Source organism: Rhodovulum steppense (genome assembly GCF_004339675.1).
GTDB lineage: Bacteria > Pseudomonadota > Alphaproteobacteria > Rhodobacterales > Rhodobacteraceae > Rhodovulum > Rhodovulum steppense.
In genome coordinates this window covers 134,864-154,201 of the sequence record NZ_SLVM01000005.1, presented here as the reverse complement: position 1 = coordinate 154,201, position 19,338 = coordinate 134,864, and the positions used below count along the sequence as shown (strand labels likewise).

The window sequence follows — 19,338 nt, the reverse complement described above, 5'->3', positions numbered from 1 at the left end:
CGCGCGAGGGCCAATGAGGCGGGGCATGCTGGGTGTTCTGAATTTTCCCGATATCGGCAACGAGATCTTCTCGGTCTCGCTGTTCGGACTGGAATTCGCGCTGCGCTGGTATGCGCTGGCCTATATCGCGGGTCTGCTGATCGGCTGGCGGATCGTGGTCGCGGCCATGCGCCGCCCGGCGCTGTGGCCCGAGGGCCGCGCGCCGATGCGCCCCGAGCAGGTGGACGAGTTGCTGACCTGGATCATCCTGGGCGTGATCCTGGGCGGGCGGCTGGGCTTCGTGCTGTTCTACCAGCCGGGCCATTACCTGGCCAATCCGCTGGAGATCCCGATGGTCTGGCAGGGCGGCATGGCGTTTCATGGCGGGCTGGCCGGGGTCTGCATCGCGCTGGTGCTGTTCGCGCGGCGCCATGGCGTGCCGCTTCTGTCGGCGGCCGATGCGCTGGCGCTGGCGACGCCGGTGGGGCTGTTCTTCGGGCGGATCGCGAATTTCATCAATGCCGAGCTGTGGGGGCGGCCCTCCGACCTGCCCTGGGCGGTGGTGTTTCCGGGCTATCTTGCGCAGGACTGCCCGGGCTGGGACATGATGCCCTGTGCGCGCCATCCCTCGCAGCTTTACGAGGCGGGGCTGGAGGGGCTTTTGCTGGGGCTGGTGCTGGTCTGGCTGGTCCGGGCGCGCGGGGCGCTGCGGCGGCCGGGCGCGGTGGCGGGGGTGTTCTTCCTGGGCTACGGGCTGGCGCGCATCTTCGTCGAGCTGTTCCGCGAGGCCGATCCGCAATTCATCACGCCCGACAACCCGCTGGGCCATGTCGTGCATCTGGGCGGGGCGGGGCTGAGCATGGGTCAGCTTCTGTCGCTGCCGATGGTGGGGCTGGGGCTTGTCTTCCTGCTGCTCTCGCGCAGGCGCGCGTGACGGCGCTGGCGGCAGCCCTGGCCCGCCGGATCGCATCTGCCGGTCCGATCAGCGTGGCCGAGTTCATGGCGGACTGCCTGATGCATCCCGAGCATGGCTATTATGCGACGCGCGATCCGTTCGGGGCGGCGGGCGATTTCACCACCGCGCCCGAGATCAGCCAGATGTTCGGCGAGTTGCTGGGCCTGTGGCTGGCGCAGGCCTGGCTGGACCGCGGGTCGCCCGCGCCCTTCACGCTGGCCGAGCTTGGCCCGGGGCGCGGCACGCTGATGGCGGACGCGCTGCGCGCTGCGCGCGGGGTGCCGGGCTTTCTGGACGCGGCGCGGGTGCATCTGGTCGAGGCCTCCCCGGTGCTGCGCGCCCGCCAGCGCGAGGTGCTGGCAGGCCATGCGGTGACCTGGGCCGAAAGCGTGGACGCTCTGCCCGAGGCGCCGCTGTTCCTGGTCGCCAACGAGTTCTTCGACGCGCTGCCGATCCGCCAGTTCCAGCGCGACGCGGAGGGCTGGTGCGAGCGGCAGGTGGGGCTGGTGGCGGGCGCGCTGGGTTTCGGGCTGACCGCGCCCATGCCCGTGGCGGCGCTGGCGCATCGGCTGGCCGACACGCGGCCGGGCGATATCGTCGAGACCTGCGCGCCGGGCGAGGCGATCGTCGCGGCGGTGGCGGAACGCATCGCGGCGCAGGGCGGCGCTGCGCTGATCGTGGATTATGGCGGCTGGCGTTCGCTGGGCGACACGTTGCAGGCGGTGCGTGGCCATCGCCCCGAGCCGGTGCTGGCCCATCCGGGCGACGCCGATCTGACCGCCCATGTCGATTTCGAGGCGCTGTCGCGGGCAGCCGCGGCGCAAGGGGTGGCGGTGGCGCCGCTGACCCCGCAGGGGGTGTTCCTGGAACGGCTGGGGATCGCGGCGCGCGCCGAGGTTCTTGCACGCAATCTCGCGGGTGCAGCACGCGATGCGCATCTCGCAGCACATCGCCGCTTGACCCATCCGCAGGAAATGGGAACGCTCTTCCAGGCAATCGCGCTGACAGGACGGGGCAGTCCGCCCCCACTGGGATTTGATCCATGACGCTGGAGATACTCACCTCCGACGCTCTCTCCCCCTTGCGCCACGGGTTCTTTACCCGGCGGGGCGGGGCGTCGTCGGGTGTGTTTCAGGGGCTGAATTGCGGCGGGGGCTCGTCGGACCTGTCGGAAGTGGTGGCGATCAACCGCGCCCGGGTGGCGGGGGCGCTGGGCGTGGCGGCCGATCATCTGGTCACGGTGCATCAGGTCCATTCGGCCGATGTGGCGGTGATCGAGGGGCCGCTGGCCGAGCGCCCGCAGGCCGATGCCATCGTGACCGCGACCCCGGGTCTGGCGCTGGCGGTGCTGACGGCCGATTGCCAGCCGGTGCTGTTCGCCGACCGCAACGCCGGGGTGATCGGTGCCGCCCATGCGGGCTGGCGCGGGGCGCTTGAGGGGGTGCTGGAGGCCACGCTGATCGCGATGGAGCGGCTGGGTGCGCGCCGGGCCGACACCGTGGCGGTGATCGGGCCGACGATCAGCCAGCGCGCCTATGAGGTGGGACCCGAGTTCCTGGACGCGTTCAGGGCCGACGATCCGGGCAATACGCGCTTCTTCGCGCAAGGGCCGGGTGACCGGATGCTGTTCGACCTGCCGGGGTTCGGCCTTGCGCGGCTGCGCGCGGCGGGGATCGGCCAGGCGATCTGGACGCGGCATTGCACCTATTCCGATGCGGAGCGGTTCTTTTCCTACCGCCGCTCGGTCCATTCGGGCGAGGCCGATTACGGGCGGCTGATCTCGGCGGTCCGGCTGTAGACCCGGCACCGGCGCGCGGGTGGCACGCGCGGCATGGGTATTTTTGCCAAGAAGAAACAGGGCTCGGCGCTAGCGGGCGGCGATGCGGTCGAGCAGCGCGGGCAGGTGGCCGATATCGGGCAGCACGGCATCGGCGAGGTCGGCCAGATCCGCGGCGGCGGCGGTGCCGGTCAGGACGCCGACCGTGCCCATGCCGGCGGCGCGGCCCGCGATCAGGTCGTGGCGGCTGTCGCCGACCATCAGCACCTCGGCCGGGCGGCGGCCGGTGGCGGCGGCGAAGGCGAGCAGCTGGCCCGGTCCGGGCTTGGCGCCATGGCCGCTGTCATAGCCTGCGACGAAGCACAGCCGGTCGGCGATTCCGGCCGCTTCGAGGTGGCACCGGGCCGGGGTTTCGGCGTCGTTGGTCGCCACGCCCAGCGCGAGGCCGCGCCCGGCGAGCCGGTCGAGAAGGGGGGCGAGCGGCACCGCGGGGCGCATCCGGGCGCGGGCGGCCATGGCGTTCAGCAGGTCGACGAGATGCGCCGGGTCGGTGGCGGGCAGGTGCGGCAGGAGGCGCAGGGCGACCTCTTCGACGGTGGCGGCGATGGCGATGCTGTCGGCGCGGAAGCGCCGCGCGCCCGGGTCGAATCCCACCGCGCCGGCGAGGGCGGCGTGGCGGGCGCCGTCGCCCGCGGCCAGCCGGTCGAGCATCTCCGCCGCCCAATCGCCCCAGGAGGCATGGAAATCGAACAGCGTCCCGTCCTTGTCGAAGAGAATCGCGGTGATCGGGCCCATGGTCCTGCGCTGTCCTGTGCCGTGGCTTGCCGTGGTGATGCCGCGCCACCGGCGCGGATGCAACAGGCCCGCTCAGGTCCAGTGCGGGTCGGCGCCGCCGGGCAGGGCGGCGCGCGCCTGCATCAGCGCGGCGCCCGGCAGGTCATGGGCCTGGCAGAAGGCCAGCACCCAGGCATCGTCCATCAGCAGGAAATCCAGCACCGAGGCGAGGAATTCGGGGTCTTCGGCGCGGTTTCGCAGGTCGCTTTCGGTCGCGCCGGTGGCGCCGAGGAAGACCGCCAGAAGCGAGTCCTGTCCGGCGAGCCATGCCAGCGCGTTGAGCGCCAGTGTTTCGGCGGATTTCCGCATCGTGAAACGTTGCCCCAGGGTCTCGTTAAAGGGTTTGTTAACACTTCCTGCCCAAGACTGAACCTCGAAAATGTCGGTAAAAAGTTTCGGATATTTCAGGCAGAGGAGCGGCGCCGATGTCCCGGCGAATCCTGATAGTCGACGACGTGGCCACCAACCGCATCGTGATGAAGGTGCGGTTGAGCGAGGCGCATTACGATGTGCTTCAGGCCCGCGACGGCGCCTCGGCCCTGTCGGCGGCGCGGCGCGACCGGCCCGACCTGATCCTGATGGACATGGCATTGCCCGACATGGAGGCGACGGAGCTGTGCCGCACGCTGAAGGCGCATCCCGAGACCGCCTCGATCCCGTTGATCGTGGTGACGGCGGCGCGCGCGGCCGAGGTCAAGATGCGCGCGCTGGAAGCGGGCGCGGACGAGTTCCTGTCGAAGCCGCTGGACGAGATGATCCTGCTGGCGCGCGTGCGCAACCTGTTGCGCGCCCGCGAGACCGCCGAGGAACTGGCGCTGCGCAACGGCACCCATCGCGCGCTGGGCTTTGCCGAGGCGCCCGAGATCTTTGCCCCGCCGGGCCGGGTGGCGCTGATCGCGGCCGATCCGCGCACCGGGCTGACCTGGCGGGCGGGGCTGGCGCCGCTGCTGTCGGAACCGCTGGCCATGATCACCCGGGCCGAGGCGCTGGATTCGCAGGCGGATCATCCGGTGGCCGATGTCTTCGTGGTCGATTCGCGGCTTGCCCCCGAGGGGGCGGGGCTGCGGCTGGTGTCCGAACTGCGCGCGCATGCCGCGACGCGCCATGCCGCGGTGATGGTCGTGGTGCCCGAGGCGGCGCGCGAGACCGCGGCGATGGCGCTGGATCTGGGCGCGAACGACCTGATCCTGGCGCCGGTCGATGCGCAGGAACTGGCGATCCGGATCCGCAGCCAGCTGCGCCGCAAGCAGCAGGCCGACCGGCTGCGGGCGACGGTCGAGGACGGGTTGCGGCTGGCGGTGACCGATCCGCTGACCGGGCTGTTCAACCGCCGCTATGCGCTGCCGCATCTGGGCAGGATCGTCGAGCGCGCGGCCGAGACCGGGCGCGGTTACGCGGTGATGCTGCTCGATCTGGACCGGTTCAAGATGGTCAATGACCAGCATGGCCATGCCGCGGGCGATGCGGTGCTGGTCGAGGTGGCGCGCCGGTTGAAGGACAACCTGCGCCCGGTCGACCTGGTGGCGCGGATCGGCGGCGAGGAATTCATGGTGGCGCTGCCCGAGACCGGGTTCGAACAGGCCTGCGCCACCGCCGAGCGGCTGCGCACCGCGGTGCAGGCGCGGCCGGTGGACCTGTCCGGCGAGCCGGGTGCCATCGGCGTGACGATCAGCATCGGCGTGGCCTTTGGCGGCGAGCGTCCGCCCACGGAAGACGGCAGCCCCGAGGGCGAGGTCAATGCCCTGATGGCGCAGGCCGACCGCGCGCTTTATGCCGCCAAGGCGTCGGGCCGCAACACCGTCGAGATCTGCCGCTCTGCCGCCTGAGGGCGCTGTCGCTGCCTGACTTCCCCGGCCTGACTGCGCCGCTGCCACTGGCCGCCGCGGCGGGCGGGCGCTATGGTCCGCCGGGGCAGTCATGGCAGGGCGGAGGCGGCGATGGACGGGGTACGGGCGGCGCTTGTGTCGGGGCGGGTCGGGCTGGGCCTGCTGGGCCTGCTGGCCGGGCTGTCGGCCTGGCTGCTGGTGGATGTGCTGCCCGACCGGATGGCCGGGCTGCCGCGGCTGCATCTGTTCGTCACCAGCCTGGGGGCTGCGTTCTTTCCCGCCGCGCTGGCGCTGAGCGGCCCCTTGCCGCCGCGCCGCGCGCTGGCGGCGGCGGGGCTGGTGGCGCTGCCGCTGGCGGGGCTGATGGCCTGGGCCAGCCTGCGTTTCGACGATGTGGCGGGGTTTCTGGCCACGGGCCATCCCTGGATCGGTCTTGCGCTGCTGCTGGGGCTGGCGCTGCCCTTCCTGATCGCGGGGCTGGGGCCGGGACGGCGGCCGACCGACTACGCGGTGCTGTTCACCCAGTCCTGGATGATCGTCGTCCGGTTCGCGGCGGCCTGGCTGTTCGTGGGCCTGGTCTGGGGCGTGCTGTTCCTGTCGAACGCGCTGCTGGGGCTGGTGGGGATCGACGTGATCGAGCGGCTGATGAACCGCGCCGAGATGCCCTATCTGCTGAGCGGGCTTATGCTGGGGCTGGCGCTGGCGGTGGTGGACGAGCTGTCGGATTACGTCTCGCCCGAGCTGGTGCTGCAATTGCTGCGGCTGCTCTTGCCGGTGGTGTTGGTGGTGGTGGCGGTGTTCCTGGCGGCGCTGCCGTTCCGGGGGTTGTCGAACCTGTTCGGCGATTTCTCGGCGGCGGCGATCCTGCTGGCGATGGCCTTCGGGTCGGCGACGCTGGTGTCCTCGGGGCTGGATGCCAGCGACGAGCGGCGGGCGCCGGGTGGGCTGACCTGGTGGTGCTGCCGGTTCCTGGCCCTGCTGCTGCCCGCGCTGGCGGCGCTGGCGGGGGTGGCGGTCTGGCTGCGGGTCGCGCAATACGGCCTGACGCCGGACAGGGTCGTGGCCGGGGCGATGGCGGCGCTGGCGCTGGGCTATGGGCTGGCCTATGCCGGGTCGGTTCTGGCCGGTCCGGGCTGGGGCGCGCGGATCCGGCGGGCCAATGTCGGCATGGCGCTGGTGGCGATGGCTGTGGTCGCGGGGTTCTTCACGCCCGCGCTCGATCCGCAGCGGATGGCGGTGGCCCATCAGATCGCCCGGTTCGAGAGCGGCCGGGTCGGGGCCGACGGTCTGGACCTGTGGGCGATCGGGCGGGAATGGGGCCGGGCGGGGCAGGCGGGGCTGGTGCGGCTGGCCGGGATGGAGGACCATCCCGAGGCCGCGCGTCTGGCCGAGCGGCTGGCCGCGCTCGAGAATGCCGAGACGCCCTATGCCTTTGAGCGGGCGGGCGAAAGCGGCGATGTCGCCCAGTTGGTCGCCGATCTGGCCGGGATGCTGCCGGTGCGTCCCGAGGGCCGTGCGCTGCCCGAGGGGCTGCTGTCGAGCCTGCGCCTGTGGGAGTTGCAGCAGATCGGGCGGGCCTGCACCTACCGCACTGCGGGCGGCAATCCGGGCTGCATCGCGGTGCTGGCCGATCTGTCCGAGCCGCGCGCGGGCGAGGAGGTGCTGATCGTGGCGCATAACCCGGCGGGGGCGTTGCTGGTGCGGGCCTATTTCCGCGAGGCCGAGGGGGTGGGCTTCACCATGCGCAGCCCCGAATTCCTGACCGGCGCCGATTTCTACCGCGCCGCCGACGCTGCCATCGACGCGCTGGTCGCGGGCGAGTTCCGGCTGGTGCCGCAGCGGCTGAACGCGCTGGAGGTCGAGGGCCGCACGCTGTTCTTCGGGCGCTGAGGTCGGTTGCGGGTGGCGGGCGGTCGCATCCCTGCCGGGCTTTGCCAATTCTTAATCCCTTCGCCGCAGACTCGCGTTTGATTACTTGGACGCGTTCTGCGGAGTTTATTATGCACGGTCTCGTCAACCGCGCGATCCAGTGTTTCCTGAGCGAAACCTATGGAAGGGAATGCTGGACGCGTGTTGCGCGTGCCGCCGAGGTGGACCCCGGCGGATTCGAGGCGATGATGTCCTATGCCGATGAGTTGACGGAGGCGGTGCTCGAGTCTGCGGTCGCCCGGCTCGACCTGCCGCGCGAGATGATTCTGGAGGATCTGGGAACCTTCCTCGTCTCGCACCCGGATCTCGAGCCATTACGCCGTTTGTTGCGGTTCGGTGGCGAAACGTTCCTCGATTTTCTGTTCTCGCTTGACGATCTGCCCGAACGCGCCCGGCTGGCGGTGCCGGATCTGGAACTGCCTGAACTGGAACTGGCCGAGGATGCGGAGGGCGGCTTCGCGATCCGCTGCAAGGGCAGTTGGCCGGGGGCGGAATTCGTGTTGCAGGGTATGCTGCGGGCAATGGCCGACGATTACGGCGCGCTCGTCTTGCTTGATGTGGTTGACCGCGAGGGCGGCGAGGCGACGGTCACCATCAGCCTGCTCGACTCCGCGTTCCATGAAGGGCGCAGCTTCTCTCTGGCGGGAGATCTGTGATGCGCGGGACGCGGCAGGAGGGAGTGGCGAACAGCATGATCGGGTTGACCGGGACAGCGCTGGGACGATTCTTGCCCATGCATCTGTGCCTGGACCCGGTGGGGCGCGTGCGGCAGGCGGGGCCGACGCTTGAACGGATCGCGGGGGTGGATCTTGTCGACCGTCCCTTTACCGAGATCCTTACCCTCCGTCGGCCGACCGTGGTGTCCGATATCGGAGGGCTTCTGGCGCTGGAGGGGCGGCCGCTCAAGCTGACGCTTGCCGTCGCCCCTGCGCTGCCGCTCAAGGGACTTGTCGCGGGCCTGCCCGATGGCGGGGCGATGCTCGACATCTCGATGGGTATCTCGCTTATCGAGGCAGTGAGCCGGTTCGAACTGACGCTTGGCGATTTCTCGCCGACCGACCTGGCGGTGGAATTACTCTACCTGCACGAGGCCAAGTCCGTCGTCAGCGCTGAGTTGCGCCGCCTCGCGCAGCGACTGAACGGCGCGCGCGTCTCGGCCGAGCAGGAGGCGGCGACCGACACGCTGACAGGGCTGGCCAACCGGCGCCGCCTGGAAGCCACGCTGGCGCGGCTGCTGGGCCAGGGGCGCCCCTTTGCGCTGATGCAGATCGACCTCGATTACTTCAAGCTGGTCAACGACAGCCACGGCCATGACGTGGGCGATGCGGTACTGCGCGAGGTGGCGCATCTGTTGCGCGCGCAATGCCGAACCCAGGATCTGGTGGCGCGGATCGGCGGCGACGAGTTCGTGATGATTCTGGCCGATATCGTCGAGCCGTTTCACCTGGCGCGGATCGCGGATCGGCTGATCCGCCAGATCGAGGAGCCGATCCATGTGGGCGGATTCGAGTGCCGTATCTCGGCCAGCATCGGCGTGGCGGTGCGCGCGCGCCAGGATGCATCGGATGCAAAACGGATAATGCGCGAAGCCGATATCGCGCTTTACCAGTCCAAGGGAACGGGCCGCGCCCGTGTCACCGTCTTTTCCCCCACCGCGGACGCGACGGGCGATCCGGACGCCGCCTGATGCAGGCGGGCGCGCCACGCTCGCCCCGGATGGTGCTATCGTCCCATTACCCCGCCTGCCAGTCGGCGGATCGCGACATAGAACAGCGGTACAAGCAGAACGCCCAGAACCGTAGCCGTCAGCGTGCCGGCCAGCACGCCCGAACCGATGGCGTTGCGCCCGCCCGAGCCTGCGCCCGAACTCAGCACCAGCGGCAGAACGCCCAGCGAGAACGCCATCGAGGTCATGATGATGGGGCGGAAGCGTTGCCGCGCGGCCTCGCGGATGGCGGTGAACAGATCCTCGCCCGCCACCTGCCGGTCGCGCGCGAATTCGACGATCAGGATCGCGTTCTTGCCGGTCAGCCCGATCACCGTCAGGATCGCCACCTGGAAGAACACCCCGTTCTCGAACCCGCCCAGCCAGGCGCCGATCAGCGCGCCCAGGACGCCGATGGGCATGGCCAGCATGACCGCGAAGGGGATCGCCCAGCTTTCGTAAAGGGCCGCAAGGCAGAGGAAGACGACCGCCAGCGACAGCGCGTAGAGCAGGGGTGCCTGGCTGCCGGATTCGCGTTCCTCCAGCGAGAGGCCGGTCCATGCGACGGCGAAGCCGGGGGGAAGCTGGTCGGCCAGCCGCTCGATCTCGGCCATGGCCTCGCCGGTTGTGACGCCGGGGGCGGGTCCGCCCTGCAACTGCATCGCGGGCACGCCGTTATAGCGCGTCAGGCCCTGCGGGCCGAATTCCCAGCCCGCATCGGTGAAGTTCGAGAACGGCACCAGCCCGCCGCTTGCATTGCGCACGCGCCAGAGCTCGATATCCTCGGGGGTCGCGCGCGCCTCGGGTTCGCCCTGGACATAGACGCGCTTGATCCGGCCGCGGTCGATGAAGTCGTTGACGTAGCGCCCGGCCCAGGCGATCGAGAGCAATTGGCCGACCTCGGTGGCCGACAGCCCCATCGCACCGGCCGCGCGCCAGTCGATGTCCAGCCTGAACTGCGTCGCGTCCTCCAGCCCGTTGGGCCGGATCGAGCCGATCAGCGGGCTTTGCGCGCTCATCCCCAGAAGCTGGTTGCGGGCGGCCAGGAGTTCCTCGTGAGTCTGTCCGCCGCGGGCCTGAAGGTAGAAGTCGAAGCCCGAGACGTTGCCCAGTTCGATCACCGAGGGCGGCACGATGGGAAAGACCATGGCATCCTGGATCTGGCTGAAGGCGCCGAAGGCACGACCGGCGATGGCCTGCACGCCCTGGTCGGGGCGGGTGCGCTCGTCCCAGTCCTTGAGCTGGACGAAGCCCAGCACCATGTTCTGGCCGGCACCCGCAAAGCTGAAGCCGACCACCGTGAAGACCGAATTCACGTTCTCGGCCTCGGCGTTCAGGTAGAAATCCTTGACCTGGTCTGCCACGGCCTGGGTGCGCTCGGCGGTCGCGCCCGTGGGCGTCTGGATCAGCGTGAAGAGCAGGCCCTGGTCCTCGTTCGGCAGGAAGCCGGTGGGGGTCTTGATGAACATCCAGCCCATCGTGACGGCGAGCAACACATAAATCAGCCCGACCCTGAGCGGCCGACGCACGATCCAGCCGACCGAGCCTGCATAGCCTCCCGTCAGCTTGTCGAAGCCGATGTTGAACCAGCCGAACGGCCCGCGTCTTGTATGGACCGCGTCCTTCGAGCGCAGGATCGAGGCGCAGAGCGCGGGCGTCAGCGTCAGCGCCACCAGCACCGACAACGCCATGGCCGAGACGATGGTGATCGAGAATTGCTGGTAGATCACGCCGGTCGAGCCACCGAAGAAGGCCATCGGCACGAAGACCGCGGACAGCACCAGTGCGATGCCGATCAGCGCGCCGGTGATCTGGCCCATCGACTTGCGGGTGGCCTCGCGCGGGGAAAGCCCCTCTTCCTCGATGATGCGCTCGACGTTTTCCACGACCACGATGGCGTCGTCGACCAGAAGCCCGATCGCCAGCACCATCGCCAGCATGGTCAGCGTGTTGATCGAGAAGCCGAAGGCCGCCAGCACGCCGAAGGTGCCCAGCAGAACGACCGGCACCGCCAGCGTCGGGATCAGCGTGGCGCGCAGGTTCTGAAGGAACAGCAGCATCACGAAGAAGACGAGGATGATCGCCTCGACCAGCGTCTTGGCCACTTCCTTGATCGAGATCTCGATGAAGGGGGTGGTGTCGTAGGGGACGACGTAGGAGACGTTCTCGGGGAAGAACTGGGCGTATTCCTCGATCTGCGCCTTGACGCGGCGCGCGGTGTCCAGCGCATTGGCGCCGGGCGCAAGCCGGATCGCCATGCCCGCCGCGGGCTGTCCGTTGCGCCGGGCGATGGTATCGTAGCTTTCCGCGCCGATCTCGACCTTGGCGACGTCCTTGAGCAGCACGAGCCCACCATCGGTTTCCGCGCGCAGCACGATCTGTTCGAAATCTCCGGGGCTGGTCAGCAGCGATTGCGCAGTGATCGTGGCGTTCAGTTGCTGGCCCGCAGGCGCGGGCAGCGAGCCGAAGGAACCTGCCGATATCTGGGCGTTCTCGGCCGAGACGGCGGCGACGACATCGGCGGGTGTCAGCTCGAAGGCGGCGAGTTTCGCGGGGTCGAGCCAGATCCGCATCGCGTATTGCGAGCCGAAGACCTGCACCTCGCCCACGCCCTCGATCCGGGCGAAGGCATCGACGAGGTTGGAGACCATGTAATCCGACAGGTCCACCTGTTCCAGCGCGCCGTCATCCGAAATCAGCGCGATCACCATCAGGAACCCGGCCGAGGATTTGCGCACGCTGACCCCTTGACGCTGCACGATCTCGGGCAAGAGCGGCGTCGCCTGCGCGAGCTTGTTCTGGACCTGCACCTGCGCGATGTCGGGATCGGTTCCGGTCTCGAAGGTCAGCGTGATCGAGGCCTGACCGGCCGAGGTCGAGGAGGACGAGATGTAGCGCAGCCCGTCGAGCCCGGTCATCTGCTGTTCGATGACCTGGGTCACGGTATTGGCCACCGTCTCGGCCGAGGCGCCGGGATAGGCCGCCTGCACGCTGACAGAGGGGGGCGCGATCTGCGGGTATTGTGCGATCGGCAGGGTCAGGATCGACAGAAGGCCGATCCCCATGATGAGGATCGAGATGACCCAGGCGAAGACCGGGCGGTCGATGAAGAAGCGGGCCATGGCGCGGTCTCTCCGGGGTTCGGGGTGTCGGGGTCAGTTTGCTTGCGCGGGCTCGGCGCGTTCTTCGGGGGCGACCGCCGCGCCGGGGGCGACCTTCTGCAGCCCGGCCACGATGATCCGGTCGCCATCCGCCAGTCCCTCGGTCACGATCCAGTCGGTGCCGCGGTCGCGCAACACTGTCAGCGCGCGTTCCTCGACGATGTTCTCGGGCGTGACCACCAGTGCCGTGGGACGGCCGCGCCGGTCGCGGCCGATGGCCGATTGCGGGGCGAGGATCGCGTTCTCGATCACGCCTTGGGGCATTTCGACCTGTACATACATTCCGGGCAGCAACATCTTGTCAGGATTTGGAAATTCCATCCGCAGAACAACAACGCCGGTGCGTTCGTCGACATAGGGCTCGGCCGCGCGCAGCGTGCCGGTATGGTCGTAGCCGCCGCCATCGGCCAGCGTCAGGCTGACGGTGCGATCGGCCGCGCCCAGGGCCTCCTCCATGTGGCCGCGGCGCCAGGCGATCAGTTCGGCGGCGGACATGGTGACATCGACCAGCACCGGATCGAGCGTGCGGATCACCGCCAGCGGCTGGGCCTGGCCTGCGGTGACCAGCGCGCCGCGGGTGGTCAGCGAGCGGCCGACCGTGCCCGACAAGGGCGCGGTGACGGTGGTGCGGTCGAGGTCGATCTCGGCCGCGACAAGCTGTGCCTCTGCGACCTGAAGCCCTGCCTCGGCCGCATCGCGCGCGGCCAGTGCGTCATCCACGGCCTGCTCGCTGGTGACGTTGCGTTCGAGCAATGTCTGAAGCCGCGTAGCCTCGCGCCTTGCGGAGTCGCGGGTCGCCTCGGCCTGGGCAACCGCGGCCAGGGCGGCGGCGACGCGGGCCTCGTAGCTGGCCGAGTCGATGCGATAGAGCGCCTCGCCCTCGAAGACCTCGGCGCCCTCGTCGAACAGCCGCTCGATGATGATGCCCGCGACCTGGGGGCGCACCTCGGCCATGCCCGAGGCCACGATCCGGCCCGGCAACCGTGTGGTCAGCGTGATGTCCTGTGCGGAAAGGGTCAGAACGGTGACCGGCGTGGGCGGGCGCTGGCCTTGCGCCTGCTGGGCCTGGGCGGCGGTTGCCATGGCCAGCGACAGCGTCAGGAGGGCGGCGAGAACCCGGGGAAGGCGGGGCATGGGGAACCTCGTGGGATAGGCAATTTCTCTGGCGGATAGGGACGCGCGCGTTTATAAAACGGTATCGTTTTGTTATTCGCATCCGCCGGTTCGCGCAAGCGGGAATCCGCCCGGTCCGGCCTGCGGGGGCGATCTGGTCGAGGAAAGTGTCGAAAGGATGGGCAAACCCATGTCCCGCCGGGGCCGTCCGCCCCGTATGGACCCCGAGGAACGCGCGCGGGTGATTCTGGACGCGGCCGAGCGGGTGCTTTTGTCGCGCGGGTTGCGGGGCACCTCGATGGATGCGGTGGCGGCCGAGGCGGGGATGTCCAAGCGCACGCTTTACGAGCTGTTCGACGGGCGGGCGGGACTGGTCGAGGCGCTGGTGCGCCGGTTGCGCGAAGGGATCGTGAGGCCGCTGGGGGACGTGCAGCAGGCGCTGCCGCTGGCGCAGCGGCTGCGGCTCTTGCTGACGCCCGAGCGGTTGCCAGGCGCGGGGTCGGTCGCGCTGGAGGTGATGCGCGCGGCGATCGCCGAGGCGCCGCACCAGCCGGACCTGGCCGCGCGCATGCTGGAGGAGGGGCCGCTGGCCGTGCGTCGGCTGATCCGCGACGAGCTGGAGCGCGGCATGAGCCGGGGCGAGATCGCGCTGGACGATCCCGGGGCGGCGGCGGCGCTGCTGCACCGGATGGCGCTGCCCTGTCCGCTGGCGCGGCTGCTGCGGACCGATGGCGCCGACGAGCCGCTGGAAGCCGCGCGTGCCCGGGTCGACCGGGCGGTCGCGGTGTTCATGGCGGGAATGGCGGCGGGCGGCTGCGGCGTCGGGTGCCGGTTGCGGGGGCGTGCGGGCGCGACTATCAGAGCCCGGTCACAACCACCGGAGCGACCATGACCGAGACCCTTGCCACCGAATTGCAACGCCGGATCGACCTCAAGACCAAGCCGCCCGGCTCGCTGGGCCGGATCGAGGCGCTGGCCTGTCAGATCGGGCTTGTACAGGGTACGACGATGCCGCGGATGGACCGCTGCCAGTTGACGATCTTTGCCGCCGATCACGGCATCGCGGCCGAGGGCGTGTCGCTGTTCCCGCAGGAGGTGACGCGGCAGATGGTGCTGAACTTCCTTGCGGGCGGGGCGGCGGCGAATGTCTTTGCACGCAGCGTCGGCGCCGATCTGCGCGTGGTCGATGCGGGCGTGATGGGAGAGCCCTTCGGGGTCGAGGGGCTGATCGAGCGGCGCATCGGCGCGGGCACGGCCAGCTTCCTGACCGGCCCGGCGATGAGCGCCGAACAATGCGCCGCCGCACTTGAGGCTGGCCGCGCACTGGGGGCCGATGGCGATTGGGACGCGGTGGCCTATGGCGAGATGGGCATCGCCAACACCGCCGCAGCGGCCGCACTGGGCCACAAGCTGACGGGCGTGGGACTGGATGTGCTGACCGGGCGGGGCACCGGGCTGGACGATCCGGGCCTTGCGCAGAAGCGCGCGGTTCTGGAACGGGCCGCGGCGCGCACCGGGGCGTTGGCCCCGCAGGAGGCGCTGGCCGAATATGGCGGCTTCGAGATCGCGATGATGGCAGGCGCGATGATCGGCGCGGCAGAGGCGGGCCGGGTGGTGATCGTGGACGGCTTCATCGCCACCTCGGCCGCGCTGGCGGCGGTGCGGATCGCCCCCGCCACGCGCGCGGCGATGGTCTTTGCCCACCGCTCCGAGGAACAGGGCCATGGCGCGCTGCTGGATGCGCTGGACGCCGCGCCGCTTCTGTCGCTGAACCTGCGGCTGGGCGAGGGCACGGGCGCGTTGCTGGCCTGGCCGCTCATCAAGGCCGCGGCCGCGATGCTGACCGAGATGGCCAGTTTCGCCGATGCCGGGGTGACGGGGCCGGCATGACCGGGCGGCTGGCGCGGGAAGCGCGGCTGATCCTGCTGGCGGCGGGGTTCCTGACCCGGCTGCCGGTGCCGCCCGATCCTGCCTTCACGCCGCAGCGGATGGCCTGGGCCACGCGCTGGTTTCCGCTGGTGGGGCTGGGGATCGGCGCGGTCGTGGCGCTGGTCTTCTGGGGTGCGGCATTGGTGCTGCCCGTCTGGGTGGCGGCGGGGCTGGCGCTGGCGGCGGGCGTGCGGCTGACCGGCGCGCTGCACGAGGACGGGCTGGCCGATGTCGCCGACGGGCTGGGCGGCGGGCAGAGCCGCGAACATGCGCTGGAGATCATGCGCGACAGCCGGATCGGCAGTTATGGCACGGTCGCGCTGGTGCTGGTGCTGCTGCTCAAGGCCGGGGCGCTGGCGCATCTGGGCGGGGCGGCGGTCGCGGCGCTGATCGCGGCGCATGGGCTGAGCCGGGTCTTCGTGGTGCTGACCATGCTGCGGCTGCCCTATGCCCGACCCGAGGGCAAGGCGGGCTTTGCCAGCCTGGCCGAGATCGGGCCGGGCGGGCTGTGGATCGTGCTGGGCACCGGGGCGGTGGCGGCGCTGGGGCTGGCGGTTGCGGCGGGGCCGGGGGCGGCGCTGAGCGCGCTGGCCGCGGCGGCGGGGGTGACGCTGTGGATCGGCGCGATGCTGCGTCGGCGGCTGGGCGGCTATACCGGCGACGGGCTGGGCGCGGTGCAGCAACTGACCGAGGTCGCGATCCTGCTGGGCGTGCTGGCATGGGTCTGATCCTGCTGCGCCACACCGCCCCCGATGTGGCGCCGGGCACCTGTTACGGCCGTCTCGACCTGCCGCCCGGCCCGCGATTCGCCGACGAGGCCGCCGGGGTGCTGGCCAATCTGCCGCCCGTGTCCCGCGTGCTGACCAGCCCCCTGATCCGCTGCCGGGCGCTGGCCGAGCATGTGGGTGCGGCGCGCGGGCTGCCGGTCGAGGTCGCGCCGGACCTGATCGAGATCGATTTCGGCGCCTGGGAGGGGCTGGCCTGGGACGCGGTGCCGCGCGCGGAACTCGATGCCTGGGCGGCGGATTTCTGGCATGCGCGGCCGCATGGCGGGGAAAGCGTGGCGATGTTCACCGCGCGGGTGGCCGAGGCGCTGGCCGGGCTGGGTGCCGCGCGGGACTGGCTGGCGGTGACCCATGCCGGGCTGATGCGCGCCGCCCTGCACCTTCTGGGCCGGGACGAGACCTGGGCCAGCCGCTTTGCCCATGGCGCGGTGCTGCGGCTTTCGCCGGGGGAGCTTGCGGCGCTGGCGGCGGGCGGCGCCGGGACACGCCCCGGAAAAAACGCGTGAGCGCCCCGGAATGGCTGTGGCCATGCCGTGGCTGTGGAATAGATATTACGCAGATCAGGGGCGGGCACGCCCCCAAGGAACGGACCGAACGATGCCCAGAACGCTTTTCAAGGTGATGATCCCGGAACGGCGCGGAACGCTGCCTGTCTTCCTCTGCCTGCGGCTTGCGGATGACTGGGGCGAGCCGCGCCCCTGGAAGGCCGACAACCAGACGCTGCCCTATATCGGCTGGCATATCACCCGGCGCGAGAATGGCCGGTTGCTGACCGTACTGCTGGGGCCGCTGGCGCTGCTGGCCGCAACCCCGCCAGCGCCGAAGGAGGCCGCAGGCCCGGGCGCGGTGCATCCCCAGGTCTGAGCGGATCGCAACGGGGCCGGGGGGCCGCCCCGGTGCTGGACAGGGCGGCGAAACCGCGCTATCGGGGCGGCCATGACGCCGCTGTGCCGCCCTCTTTCGCGCCGACGCCGCCGCCGGGCCTGACCCGGCCGCCTGCGCGTGCGCCAACGCGTCTTCCTCTCCCACGTTGACACGATCCCGGCCGTGGGGCACCCCTTTGGCCTCTGATCCCAAGGATTTTCCGCATGATCCCGTCCATCCTGCCGACCTATAACCGTGCGCCGCTGGAATTCGTGCGGGGCGAAGGCCCCTGGCTGACCGCCACGGATGGCCGCCGCTTTCTCGATTTCGGCGCGGGGATCGGGGTGAACGCGCTGGGCCATGCCCATCCCGCGCTGGTCGCGGCGCTGACGGCACAGGCGGGCCGGTTGTGGCATCTGTCGAACCTTTACCGCATTCCCGAACAGCAGGCGCTGGCCGACGCGCTGGTGGAGAAGACCTTTGCCGACACGGTGTTCTTTACCAATTCGGGCACCGAAAGCTGCGAACTCGCGGTCAAGATGGCGCGCAAATACTGGTATGACAAAGGCCAGAGCGAGCGGGTGAAGATGGTCACCTTCGCGGGCGCGTTCCATGGCCGGTCCTCGGCCGCGATCGCGGCGGCGGGGTCGGAGAAGATGACCAAGGGCTTCGGCCCGCTTTTGCCGGGCTTTGTCCATCTGCCCTTTCCGGCCCATGGCGAAGAGCTTGAGGCCGCCGTCGACGGAACCGTGGCGGCGATCATGGTGGAGCCGGTGCAGGGCGAGGGGGGCATCCGCCCGCTGCCCGAACCCTGCCTGAAGGGGCTGCGCGATCTGTGCGACCGGACCGGGGCGCTGCTGATCTTCGACGAGGTGCAATGCGGGATGGGCCGGACGGGCAAGCTGTTCGCCCATGAATGGGCCGGGGTTGCGCCCGACATCATGATGATCGCCAAGGGCATCGGCGGCGGCTTTCCGCTGGGCGCGGTGCTGGCGAGCGCGGAGGCCGCCAGCGGCATGACGGTGGGCACGCATGGGTCCACCTATGGCGGCAACCCGCTGGCCTGCGCGGTGGGCAAGGCGGTGCTGGAGATCGTCGGCGAACCCGCCTTTCTGGACGGGGTGAACCGCAAGGCGGGGCTGATGCGCCAGAAGCTGGAGGGGCTGGTGGCAAGCCATCCCGATATCTTCGAACTGGTGCGCGGGGTCGGGCTGATGCTGGGGCTGAAATGCCGGGTGCCGAATACCGATCTGGTGCAGGCGGGCCATGACCAGGGCCTGTTGACGGTGGGCGCGGCGGACAATGTCGTGCGGCTGTTGCCGCCGCTGAACGTCACCGAGGAGGAGATCGCCGAGGCCATCGCGCGGCTCGATGCGGCGGCGGGGGTGCTGGCAGGCAAGGGGGCGGGGGCATGAGGCATTTCCTCGATCTTCACACCACGGATGCGGGCGAGTTGCGGGCGATGATCGACGCGGCCCGCGCGATGAAGACGGCGCGGGCGGGACGGCCCCGGGGGGCGCTGGACGACGACCAGCCGCTTTCGGGGCGGATGGTGGCGCTGATCTTCGAGAAACCCTCGACCCGGACGCGGATCAGCTTTGACATGGGCGTGCGCCAGATGGGCGGGCAGACCATGGTGCTGTCGGGCGCGGACATGCAGCTGGGCCATGGCGAGACCATCGCCGACACGGCCCGCGTCCTGTCGCGCTATGTCGACCTGATCATGCTGCGCACCTTCGAGGAGGCGACGCTGCACGAGATGGCCGAACATGCCAGCGTCCCGGTGATCAACGGGCTGACCAACCGCAGCCATCCCTGCCAGATCATGGCCGATATCCTGACCTATGAGGAACATCGCGGCCCGATCGGGGGGCGCAAGGTGGTCTGGTCGGGGGATGGCAACAATGTCTGCGCGTCCTTCCTCCATGCCGCGGGGCAGTTCGGTTTCGATTTCACCTTTACCGGGCCGCCGACGCTGGACCCCGAGCCGGGTTTCGTGGCCGAGGCGCGCGCCAAGGGTGTGCGGGTCGAGATCGAGCGCGATCCGATGCGCGCGGTCGCGGGGGCGGACCTCGTGGTGACCGATACCTGGGTGAGCATGCATGACCCGCAATCGGCGCGCGAGCGGCGGCACAACCAGTTGCGTCCCTACCAGGTGACCGAGGCGCTGATGGCGGCGGCGAAGCCCGATGCGCTGTTCATGCATTGCCTGCCCGCCCATCGCGACGAGGAGGCGACGAGCGCGGTGATGGACGGGCCGCATTCGGTGATCTTCGACGAGGCCGAGAACCGGCTGCACGCGCAGAAGGCGATCCTGCGCTGGTGCCTGGGCGTCTGACGGGGCGCTCCCGCCCCCGGCCCGCGCGGGGCTTGCGCCCCGCTTGCCCGGGGTTGGGCGTGGCCGCGCGCGGGCGCGCGCGGCGCCTCCGGCGGGGGTATTTGGGCCAAGAAGAAACAGCGGTCAGGAGTGGGGCGCCACCC

Annotated in this window: 18 protein-coding genes; 14 read left to right on the top strand and 4 right to left on the bottom strand. The window is 70.2% G+C overall.

Annotated features, from left to right (window positions below; genetic code table 11):
• Positions 1 to 25 precede the first annotated feature (25 nt).
• From lgt to pgeF, 3 genes are read left to right on the top strand one after another with little or no spacing between them, the layout of a single operon-like run.
• A complete protein-coding gene (gene lgt, locus EV216_RS04965) occupies positions 26 to 913 on the top strand; it encodes a prolipoprotein diacylglyceryl transferase (protein WP_132693963.1) in 888 nt (295 codons plus the stop codon).
• Positions 910 to 1,980 carry a class I SAM-dependent methyltransferase gene (locus EV216_RS04960; protein WP_132693962.1) on the top strand — a complete coding sequence of 357 codons (1,071 nt, stop codon included), beginning with the start codon at positions 910 to 912 and terminating at the stop codon, positions 1,978 to 1,980. The genes lgt and EV216_RS04960 overlap by 4 nt, the downstream gene beginning before the upstream one ends.
• Positions 1,977 to 2,732 (top strand): peptidoglycan editing factor PgeF, encoded by a 756-nt coding sequence (gene pgeF, locus EV216_RS04955; RefSeq protein ID WP_132693961.1) that lies wholly within the window; start codon positions 1,977 to 1,979, stop codon positions 2,730 to 2,732. Before EV216_RS04960 ends, pgeF begins: the two co-directional genes overlap by 4 nt.
• Before the next feature lie 69 nt (positions 2,733 to 2,801).
• Here pgeF and EV216_RS04950 read toward each other — a convergent pair whose 3' ends face one another.
• Positions 2,802 to 3,506, bottom strand: coding sequence for an HAD family hydrolase (locus tag EV216_RS04950; RefSeq protein WP_132693960.1), 705 nt, complete (start codon positions 3,504 to 3,506; stop codon positions 2,802 to 2,804).
• Positions 3,507 to 3,578: 72 nt separating this feature from the next.
• Entirely contained in the window at positions 3,579 to 3,854 is a 276-nt protein-coding gene (locus EV216_RS04945) for a DUF3572 domain-containing protein (protein ID WP_132693959.1), read from the bottom strand.
• A gap of 116 nt (positions 3,855 to 3,970) precedes the next feature.
• On the opposite strand from EV216_RS04945, the gene EV216_RS04940 reads away from it, so the two are divergent.
• From EV216_RS04940 to EV216_RS04925, 4 genes are all read left to right on the top strand, one after another.
• Positions 3,971 to 5,371 carry a diguanylate cyclase gene (locus tag EV216_RS04940; protein ID WP_132693958.1) on the top strand — a complete coding sequence of 467 codons (1,401 nt, stop codon included), beginning with the start codon at positions 3,971 to 3,973 and terminating at the stop codon, positions 5,369 to 5,371.
• A gap of 111 nt (positions 5,372 to 5,482) precedes the next feature.
• Complete coding sequence (locus EV216_RS04935; RefSeq protein WP_132693957.1) at positions 5,483 to 7,261, top strand: DUF4153 domain-containing protein; 1,779 nt, start codon at positions 5,483 to 5,485, stop codon at positions 7,259 to 7,261.
• 110 nt (positions 7,262 to 7,371) lie between these two features.
• Positions 7,372 to 7,956, top strand: a complete 585-nt coding sequence (locus EV216_RS04930; RefSeq protein WP_132693956.1) for a heme NO-binding domain-containing protein — start codon at positions 7,372 to 7,374, stop codon at positions 7,954 to 7,956.
• Positions 7,956 to 8,987: a GGDEF domain-containing protein gene (locus EV216_RS04925; protein ID WP_132693955.1), complete on the top strand. Its 1,032-nt coding sequence runs from the start codon at positions 7,956 to 7,958 to the stop codon at positions 8,985 to 8,987. Before EV216_RS04930 ends, EV216_RS04925 begins: the two co-directional genes overlap by 1 nt.
• 35 nt (positions 8,988 to 9,022) lie before the next feature.
• Here the strand turns inward: EV216_RS04925 and EV216_RS04920 are convergent, their stop codons facing one another.
• Entirely contained in the window at positions 9,023 to 12,127 is a 3,105-nt protein-coding gene (locus tag EV216_RS04920; protein ID WP_132693954.1) for an efflux RND transporter permease subunit, read from the bottom strand.
• Between the two features lie 33 nt (positions 12,128 to 12,160).
• Positions 12,161 to 13,300 carry an efflux RND transporter periplasmic adaptor subunit gene (locus tag EV216_RS04915; RefSeq protein WP_132693953.1) on the bottom strand — a complete coding sequence of 380 codons (1,140 nt, stop codon included), beginning with the start codon at positions 13,298 to 13,300 and terminating at the stop codon, positions 12,161 to 12,163.
• 169 nt (positions 13,301 to 13,469) lie between these two features.
• Between EV216_RS04915 and EV216_RS04910 the strand changes: the two genes are divergently transcribed.
• The 7 genes from EV216_RS04910 to argF all read left to right on the top strand — a co-directional run bounded on the left by EV216_RS04910 (position 13,470) and on the right by argF (position 19,195).
• Complete coding sequence (locus EV216_RS04910; protein ID WP_165899152.1) at positions 13,470 to 14,171, top strand: TetR/AcrR family transcriptional regulator; 702 nt, start codon at positions 13,470 to 13,472, stop codon at positions 14,169 to 14,171.
• Positions 14,168 to 15,169 carry a nicotinate-nucleotide--dimethylbenzimidazole phosphoribosyltransferase gene (gene cobT, locus EV216_RS04905; RefSeq protein ID WP_132693951.1) on the top strand — a complete coding sequence of 334 codons (1,002 nt, stop codon included), beginning with the start codon at positions 14,168 to 14,170 and terminating at the stop codon, positions 15,167 to 15,169. The genes EV216_RS04910 and cobT overlap by 4 nt, the downstream gene beginning before the upstream one ends.
• Positions 15,166 to 15,936: an adenosylcobinamide-GDP ribazoletransferase gene (cobS, locus tag EV216_RS04900; protein ID WP_132693950.1), complete on the top strand. Its 771-nt coding sequence runs from the start codon at positions 15,166 to 15,168 to the stop codon at positions 15,934 to 15,936. Before cobT ends, cobS begins: the two co-directional genes overlap by 4 nt.
• Positions 15,927 to 16,499 (top strand): alpha-ribazole phosphatase family protein, encoded by a 573-nt coding sequence (gene cobC, locus EV216_RS04895; RefSeq protein WP_132693949.1) that lies wholly within the window; start codon positions 15,927 to 15,929, stop codon positions 16,497 to 16,499. Before cobS ends, cobC begins: the two co-directional genes overlap by 10 nt.
• A gap of 91 nt (positions 16,500 to 16,590) precedes the next feature.
• Positions 16,591 to 16,857, top strand: coding sequence for a hypothetical protein (locus EV216_RS04890; RefSeq protein ID WP_132693948.1), 267 nt, complete (start codon positions 16,591 to 16,593; stop codon positions 16,855 to 16,857).
• A 224-nt stretch (positions 16,858 to 17,081) separates the two neighbouring features.
• Positions 17,082 to 18,272 (top strand): aspartate aminotransferase family protein, encoded by a 1,191-nt coding sequence (locus tag EV216_RS04885; protein ID WP_132693947.1) that lies wholly within the window; start codon positions 17,082 to 17,084, stop codon positions 18,270 to 18,272.
• Complete coding sequence (gene argF, locus EV216_RS04880) at positions 18,269 to 19,195, top strand: ornithine carbamoyltransferase (RefSeq protein WP_132693946.1); 927 nt, start codon at positions 18,269 to 18,271, stop codon at positions 19,193 to 19,195. The genes EV216_RS04885 and argF overlap by 4 nt, the downstream gene beginning before the upstream one ends.
• The last annotated feature ends 143 nt before the right edge of the window (positions 19,196 to 19,338 follow it).

Coding starts and splice junctions, on each gene's coding strand:
- lgt (WP_132693963.1), top strand. CDS start 26: ATGCTGGGTGTTCTGAATTTTCCCGATATCGGCAACGAGATCTTCTCG.
- pgeF (WP_132693961.1), top strand. CDS start 1,977: ATGACGCTGGAGATACTCACCTCCGACGCTCTCTCCCCCTTGCGCCAC.
- EV216_RS04950 (WP_132693960.1), bottom strand. CDS start 3,506: ATGGGCCCGATCACCGCGATTCTCTTCGACAAGGACGGGACGCTGTTC.
- EV216_RS04945 (WP_132693959.1), bottom strand. CDS start 3,854: ATGCGGAAATCCGCCGAAACACTGGCGCTCAACGCGCTGGCATGGCTC.
- EV216_RS04940 (WP_132693958.1), top strand. CDS start 3,971: ATGTCCCGGCGAATCCTGATAGTCGACGACGTGGCCACCAACCGCATC.
- EV216_RS04935 (WP_132693957.1), top strand. CDS start 5,483: ATGGACGGGGTACGGGCGGCGCTTGTGTCGGGGCGGGTCGGGCTGGGC.
- EV216_RS04930 (WP_132693956.1), top strand. CDS start 7,372: ATGCACGGTCTCGTCAACCGCGCGATCCAGTGTTTCCTGAGCGAAACC.
- EV216_RS04925 (WP_132693955.1), top strand. CDS start 7,956: ATGCGCGGGACGCGGCAGGAGGGAGTGGCGAACAGCATGATCGGGTTG.
- EV216_RS04920 (WP_132693954.1), bottom strand. CDS start 12,127: ATGGCCCGCTTCTTCATCGACCGCCCGGTCTTCGCCTGGGTCATCTCG.
- EV216_RS04915 (WP_132693953.1), bottom strand. CDS start 13,300: ATGCCCCGCCTTCCCCGGGTTCTCGCCGCCCTCCTGACGCTGTCGCTG.
- EV216_RS04910 (WP_165899152.1), top strand. CDS start 13,470: ATGTCCCGCCGGGGCCGTCCGCCCCGTATGGACCCCGAGGAACGCGCG.
- cobT (WP_132693951.1), top strand. CDS start 14,168: ATGACCGAGACCCTTGCCACCGAATTGCAACGCCGGATCGACCTCAAG.
- cobS (WP_132693950.1), top strand. CDS start 15,166: ATGACCGGGCGGCTGGCGCGGGAAGCGCGGCTGATCCTGCTGGCGGCG.
- cobC (WP_132693949.1), top strand. CDS start 15,927: ATGGGTCTGATCCTGCTGCGCCACACCGCCCCCGATGTGGCGCCGGGC.
- EV216_RS04890 (WP_132693948.1), top strand. CDS start 16,591: ATGCCCAGAACGCTTTTCAAGGTGATGATCCCGGAACGGCGCGGAACG.
- EV216_RS04885 (WP_132693947.1), top strand. CDS start 17,082: ATGATCCCGTCCATCCTGCCGACCTATAACCGTGCGCCGCTGGAATTC.
- argF (WP_132693946.1), top strand. CDS start 18,269: ATGAGGCATTTCCTCGATCTTCACACCACGGATGCGGGCGAGTTGCGG.